The following is a 229-nucleotide window of genomic DNA, read 5'->3' as shown; positions in this document are numbered from 1 at the left end:
CCGAGGACCTCCAGGAGGTGCCGCTGGTCGCCCGGGTGGAGCGGTGGGACGACATGCCGCCGCTGACCGGGCTCCAGCAGATGCTGGTCTGCGACGCGCTCGGCTGCGACCCGCAGTCCCGCCACCGCCGCAAGCTCCAGGCCGAGTGGGACGCGGCGGTCGGGCAGGCCCGGCAGGAGGGGAGGGGCGCCGCCCGGCCGGTGGGCCTGCGGTCGGTCTGAGGGGGGGA

Annotated in this window: 1 protein-coding gene; it reads left to right on the top strand. The window is 77.7% G+C overall.

From position 1 onward, the window contains the following. Window positions 1-221: hypothetical protein (locus ABD323_RS41345; RefSeq protein ID WP_344447240.1), on the top strand; the 221-nt coding region annotated here is incomplete at its 5' end. Window positions 222-229: the final 8 nt, after the last annotated feature.

Source organism: Kitasatospora nipponensis, assembly GCF_039528135.1.
In the GTDB taxonomy this organism is placed as follows: Bacteria; Actinomycetota; Actinomycetes; order Streptomycetales; family Streptomycetaceae; genus Kitasatospora; species Kitasatospora nipponensis.
This window is presented reverse-complemented; position numbering and strand designations above follow the sequence as displayed.